The following is a 6,972-nucleotide window of genomic DNA, read 5'->3' on the forward strand; positions in this document are numbered from 1 at the left end:
ATCAGTTATTTTGAGCTCGGGGCAAATATTTTCGAACTGAGCCAGAAGGCACGGAGCATCTACGAGAAAAAAGCAACCTTGGGAGAAAAACGATCCCTACTCAATTTCGTATTTTCGAAGCTTTGCCTAAAAGACAAAAGACTAGTTCCTACATATAGATACGCATTTGAGCTGGTGGCCGAACGGGCTAGAACCAAGAATTGGCTGGGGGGAGAGGATTCGAACCCCTGTAGGCAGATCCAGAGTCTGCTGTCCTGCCGCTGGACGACCCCCCAGATTATCCAACCATCTCTCGACACATGTCGAGAACCATTCTCACATGCGGCAGATGTTAAGTCCCGTCGCCGATTAAGTCGATAGCTCTTTTGAGTCTCTCCAAGACCCTCTCTCTTCCAAGAATCTCCACAACATCAAAGATCCCCGGACCGACACTCTTCCCCGAGAGTGCAACTCTCAAGGGATGAATGTAGTCCGATGTCTTCGTTTGGTTTCTTGAGGCGAGATCCCTCAGCCTTTTTTCGAGCTCGTCCTTGTCGAACGCGAACTCTTCGCTGAGCAACACGCTCAGCTCTGTCAGGAGTTGTGCCTTCTCTTTTCCGGAAAGATGCTTCTTGAATGCCTGCTCATCGTATGCAAATTCATCCTTGAAGAAGTAGCCGGCGTACTCGGCGATTTGCGAAATGAGTTTGAGTCTGTCTCCGACAGCCCTCAGGACTCTCTTCAAATATTCCTTTCGTTCTACTGAAAGTGGAAGACTAATCAAGTTCACCTTCGCCAGGTATGCACTGGAGAGAGAACATCTGTCTTCCTCAGTCAGGTTCTTCACATAGGTTCCGTTCATCCATCGGAGCTTCTCGATGTCAAAAACGGCGGCTTTGTCGCTTACCCTTTCGAGGTCGAATTTCTGAACAAGCTCCTCTTTTGCAAAATATTCCTGAGTTCCGTCGTACGACCAGCCAAGGAGCGCAAGATAGTTGAACATGGCGGAGGGAAGGAATCCCTCATTCTTGTACCATTCAATCGAAGTAGCCCCGTGCCTCTTCGATAATCTTGATCTATCGGACCCAAGAATCATCGGAATGTGTCCGAACCTCGACGGAGGAAGCTCGAGCGCTTCCAGGATCAGAATCTGCTTCGGTGTGTTCGCAATGTGGTCGTCTCCCCTTATGACATGTGTAATCCCCATGAGAGAATCATCAACGGCGGCCGCAAAGTTGTAGGTAGGGAAACCGTCTGATTTCTTCAGGACAAAATCTCCAATTGTCGAATTATCGAATTCGATCATTCCGTGAATGATGTCATCGAACGAAGTCTTCCCCTCTCTTACGTGGAATCTGACTGCAAACGGCTTCCCTGAGTTCAGGAGTCTATCGTGTTCGCCTGCCCCAAGGTTTCTGCATTTACCGTCATATCTTGGAGGAATACTCATCCTGCGCGCCTCTTCCCTCTTCTCCCTGAGCTCATCCGGCGTGCAGAAGCAGCGGTAAGCCATTCCCTTCTCAACAAGTCTTTCCAAATGAAAGTTGTAAAGGTGCCTTCTCCCGGACTGAAAAATCGGGCCGATGTCCCAGTTCAAACCCAGCCACTCAAGTCCATCCAGGATTGCCTTCACGGAGTCCGGAGTTGAACGTTCAGAGTCGGTATCCTCAATCCTCAGGATGAATTCTCCTCCCTCATGTCTTGCGAAAAGCCAGTTGTAGAGTGCTGTCCTTGCTCCGCCGACATGAAGAAACCCGGTGGGACTGGGAGCGAATCTTACTTTGACCAACTAGGTAACCCTCCTCACGTAGAGCGGCTACAGCACATGCTGCCGCGGCGGCGCACAAGACGAAGCCGGAAGCCATATTAAAGCTTCCGGCTCTGTCCAGTCAATCAGTCAGGAGCTTCTTATCTTATGACAACCATCCTCTGGGTCGTGGCAATGCCGTGACCTTCTGCCTTAACGAAGTAGACCCCGGATGGAACGTTTCTACCCTTCCTGTCCTTCCCATCCCAGTAGAGCGTGTGGACGCCGGGCCCGACTACACCGTCAACCATGGTCTTCACAAGCCTGCCCGAAACATCATACACTCTGACCGCGACTTTGCCGCCATTCTTGCTTCCCGCCGGGAGCGTGCCGACCTTCAAGACAATCTCCGTTCCTATGTTGAAAGGATTCGGGAAGTTCCTAAGAAGTGCCATCACCTCAGGCACGGAAGCATCAATCTTCGGATTCTCAACGGCCGTGATGACGGGATTGGAGTGAACGCCGGTCCTTCGTGCATCGTGCATGAACATTGGCCAGGGGAAACGGGAAGGGCTGAACGGCTGCTGGCCGGGATATTTCCAGACGTAGATGTTCTTATCCCAGCAAGCTACAACGATCTCCACATTCCCATCGCTGTCAATGTCCCAGATAACCGGCGTGCCTCTCACCTCGCCGTCCAGGTGAATCGGAAATCCGTCAAGTTCGGTGCCGTTGTCGTTCCATGCGTAGAGTTTGGCGTCCTCAGAACCCAGAAGAATCTCGACCTTCCCGTCGCCATCGATATCCCCCACAACCGGAGAACATTCCGACGTTCCCCCTTGAGACGGATTTCCATAGGTCACGGCAGACCATCCAGGAAGAACTGCACCTTGATAAGTCCACACCCTCATGTCTCCGTTCGTCGATGCAACGACTACCTCAAGGGTTCCATCATTATTAATGTCAGCCAAAGCAGGTGAAGGCGATCTTGTATTCCTGTTCATATTGTAGTACTTCGGCCATCCAGGCATGACGGTCCCGTTTGACCTCAGAAGATAAACCCAGTAAGCAGAGGTGACCGCGATTTCCAATGAACCATCCGGGCTTGCGTCCACGTTCCCCACCGCCGGCGAACCTTTGATTGCGGCTTCACCTGAACTGATCCACCGGCTTGTGTCTGCCGTTGCAAAGGGCCAGCCCGGCACCGAGGTCCCGTTCGAGTTCCAGACATAGACCTTGCCGTTGGTCGCCGCGAAGACTATTTCGGGCAGACCGTCCAGGTCAATGTCAGCAAGGCAAGGACTCCCATAGTTCCACCAGCAGTTGAGTTTCTTGAAAATACCCTTTGTTGCGGGATTCGAATCTCCGTCCATCAGCTCGCTTCCGTCACCATGAAAAACGAGAACTTCAGAACCGCCTGTAGTCCCGCCGCTTGATACCAGCACTATCTCAGGATATCCGTCGCCATCGATGTCGGCGGTCGCCGGGGTGCCCCAGGCAAAGCTATAGGTGGATTCCGGCCAGCCCGCAGCAAGCTGACCGTTGGCATGCCACACATAAAGTTTGTTGTTTTCCCATGAGGGACAGATGACTTCGAGCCTTCCGTCTTTGTCGAGGTCCTCAAGGGCAGGCGAACTGTGGTATCTGAGTCCCAGGTTCGTGAAATATCCCGGAGTTCTTGTATCGTTGTCGCCGTCAATAAGCTCTTCGCCGTCCGACCTGACCGCGTACACTTTGTCTGCGCCCACAACCACTTCAAGACTGTCAGAGGTCGGGAAGAAAAGATTGCCAACCACCGGGGATGACGCAGTCTCAGCATAGAGTGCCCCCTGCTGCAACCCCATCTCGAGAGGCCAGCCGATCTGAATCGGCGGATTGGTGGAGGCAGAGATAGCCGCCGAAAGGGCGCTTTCGTTGCCGGAGCTGTCAACAGCGCTTACCTTGTAGAAGTACCTGGTGAAAGGAAGAAGACCCGCATCGGAATACAACGAGATGCGCTCGGATGGGAAAACGCTGACTCTTTGGAAGGGCCCGGAGCCCGAGCTGGACCTGTAGGTTATGTATCCCCTGAGGTCGGATTCCAGATTCGGGTTCCACAAAACGTCTATTGAGGACGTATTGCCTAGCGCCCACAGAGACTGAGGCACGGACGGCTTTGAGATGTCTATTCTCTTGGTGTACTTCACACCATACGCATCCTGAAGGATGAAGCTGAAATAATGGTTCAGCGTGTCGGAGGAAATGAACATGAACCGGTCACCCGTTGACATCGCGCCTGATGCGATGTCGCCATAAACCGATGTCGAGTCGGTTATCGTAATTGCAGGGTCAGCCGATGTGAGTTTTGCAGTTACGGTTCTCCCGCCTCCGGTTCCGTTGTTCCTGAGGGTGACAAAGAGCTCTATCCATTCCCCGGCTTCCACTTTCCCGTTTCCGTTCCCATGCCCTGAGATAGTGTCCTTAAGAGCCTGGACGTAATGCTCCATGTTGTGAGAGTGAATCTTCACTACGAAACGGTCCGTCCAGTTTTTTACACCTGAGGTGATGTATATCATGAAGCTTGCCTCATATGCATCGGGGCAGGAGTTGCCTATGTCGAAGAGCAGCGAATCAACTGGCAGCGCTGCCTGCCCGGGGTCAATGTCAGGATATGTCGCTGTGCTGTCCAGCAGCGTGATATATGGATCCGAAGTCCTGAGTGTTGCGGAAACACCGGTCGCCGATGAACCTCCCGAGTTCTTGAGGTTGACAAGGAATTCTACCCTTTCACCCGAATCGGCGAGTCCGTCCCCGTTTCCATTGCTCAGGCCATTGGTGTCATCGTTGACAACCGTGCCGGCCTGGAACAAGTACTTTCCGGGGGCGGCCAAGGCTTCGGCGGTTCCCTCATAGGGTTTGCAGTTTCTCTTAGTCACGGTTACGTAGAAAGTTCCAGCTAAGTCCGGGTTGAATGGAATAATTGCTATTCCGCTGGCGTCGGTGTAGCCATACTGGTAATCGTCGCCGGATTTCATCAGGCAGACCAGAGCGCTGTCAACGTCAGTTCCCCCTGATGTCACCCAGACCGCGAACTGCCCGTCACCTACCGTCATGGAGGAATTGTGTATTACAGCTAACTCACCCGGCCGCCTCGTCCACAGTCTCATCATTGGGTCGCCAAGAAGGATGAGCGTAAGCTGCGTCCACCTGTGGGCGCTCTCACCCGTGGCATAGGGTATCCAGTCGATCTTGGAAAGAGAAAGCGCCTTTCCGTTCTCCAAAACCGAATCAACGTAGACAATCTCGTAGTAATCGTCCTCATACCCCCAACCCGTCTGGGGAAAATCGTATCTTGTTGAACCTATGTAGCTGACGGATCCTCCGTTGGGGTTCAGAACGAATCTCTCGCCGATTGAGCTGAAGTCGAATGCCGCGGATGTGCAGTTCATGCCGTAAAGGGCAAAGAGCTTCGAGCCATTGGACAGGGCATCTACATCAGCATTGCCCAATTCTCCGACCCCCACTGACATCGTGTTTCTATATCCATGCCCTACATGCTGCGCCATGAGAAAACCCGACTCAAGCGAATCAATAACTGCCATCCTTGTCTCGGGCAGGGAGCCGGGAAATGCCGGATAGTTCTCGTAGAGTCGCACGATATTCATCCACCCGGGAATCCAGGCCCTGTGCGATTCTGTGATTGAGGCGCCGTCAAATGAAACAGGGTCCCCAATTTTGAAGTTCTGTGGAAAGAGGACTTCGGAAAAAAACAAGATTTTGTCCGCATACGTGCTTGCCGGAGTCTTCATGAACATTAGGAGCTTCGTAACGAAAGTGGACGCTTCGGACTTGGTGTCAACAGGAGCTCTTCCCAGCCATACCTCCGGATAGAGGTCTGCATTATCTCCGGGGGCCCCCGCTCCTCTATAGCCTTCGCCGAATATCGCATCTCCGTCGGCATCCCAATTTCCGTCAAGACACTGATAGTACATGTCCGTGGGGATGTCTTCATCGCCGCTGTAGTACGTCGTGTTGGCATACCTTGCAGGGATGATGTTGCTGTCCCCGGCTAGAAGCACCCACCTGGTTCCCCAGCTTGAATAGGCGTCCTTTATGAACTTTCTTATAGTTTCGCCCAGATCCACGCCGTTGGGGTAGTTTGAAGTAATCCAAGGAATAGTTCTAACTACGGCAGGAACGCCGCACTTCGTGTACCAATCAGCAAGCGTCTGAAAATAGGATGCAAGCGAATCGGCAGTTATTATCACGTAGTAGACCGGGCTCCCATCAGTCGTGGGTCTGAAGCTCGGCATGAACGGCATTTTCCTCGAAAGAGGCCTGGTTACAGGCTCGGCCGGGACCGCTCCGAAGCTTACCTCTCGGGGATTCTGGAGCTCTTTCTTCAGAGTCTCCAGCAGGATCTTATCGTCTGGATTTCCCCTCAGGACCTTGACCGGCTCCTCGTCCGTGCCCTCAAGAACGAATTCCACGGTCATCTCGGTGATTAGTTTCAGCTTTCCCTGGGATGGAAGGTACAGAACCGGATTCAAAATTACACTCGCAATCCTCTGCCCTCTCATGAATCCCTGGTAGCCAAGGCGTCCGAGCTGTTCAGGCATCCAGCGGCCGGAGGAATAGGCTTCATGATCCGGCGGAGTCATGGACGGATTCTCTTCTGATATCGGGACTTCCTTCTGGGCAGGGAATATCATAAAAGTGCCCGCGAATTCCTTGAAAGAAAGAGGAATGACCCTGACTCCCGTCACTTTTTTCCCTTCGGGTACGGCAAACAGAAACGACTTCTGAGGCAATTCGGGTTTGCCTGGCTCCACAGCTGGCGAAGAACCTGTAAGTGTCACAGTGTCGTAGCCAAGCTTCTTCCCAAACATGAGCTCCGAGCCGGACAGCTCAACTTTCATACTGACCGTTGATCCCAGGGCAGCGCCTACGTTCAGGAGAAGAACCACCGATATGAAACACATGGCGAGCGGCAAGGTTCCTTTTCTCATACTAAATTCCTCCTTGGAAAAAGTAACACTCTGACTGTTTACAAATGATCGGAATCTTATCTTGAAGGGAAATCGCGAACCTACGGTAGCAAATATGAAGCTCCTCTTGGCCTCCTTTGGCCTCCTGGGGCAAGCAGTCATGGCAGTCTAATTTTTAAAAAGTATATCACACGCACGGCCTCCAGGTCAACCATTATCTTCACTGGGAGTTTCCCCAAAATTTTCAGAGATCAAGGAGCAATGCTTGCAGGGAGCGCA

At 52.5% G+C, this 6,972-nt stretch carries 2 protein-coding genes and 1 tRNA gene; all 3 read right to left on the minus strand.

Annotation, left to right across the window (positions count from 1 at the left end; genetic code table 11):
* Window positions 1–201: 201 nt before the first annotated feature.
* The 3 genes from QME66_12180 to QME66_12190 all read right to left on the minus strand — a co-directional run bounded on the left by QME66_12180 (window position 202) and on the right by QME66_12190 (window position 6,714).
* Window positions 202–275 (minus strand) — tRNA-Gln (locus QME66_12180).
* A gap of 56 nt (window positions 276–331) precedes the next feature.
* Window positions 332–1,768: a glutamate--tRNA ligase gene (gene gltX / locus QME66_12185; GenBank protein ID MDI6809722.1), complete on the minus strand. Its 1,437-nt coding sequence runs from the start codon at window positions 1,766–1,768 to the stop codon at window positions 332–334.
* 119 nt (window positions 1,769–1,887) lie between these two features.
* Window positions 1,888–6,714 carry a C25 family cysteine peptidase gene (locus QME66_12190; protein MDI6809723.1) on the minus strand — a complete coding sequence of 1,609 codons (4,827 nt, stop codon included), beginning with the start codon at window positions 6,712–6,714 and terminating at the stop codon, window positions 1,888–1,890.
* Window positions 6,715–6,972 lie beyond the last annotated feature (258 nt).

This window comes from Candidatus Eisenbacteria bacterium, from assembly GCA_030017955.1.
Taxonomy (GTDB): domain Bacteria; phylum Eisenbacteria; class RBG-16-71-46; order JASEGR01; family JASEGR01; genus JASEGR01.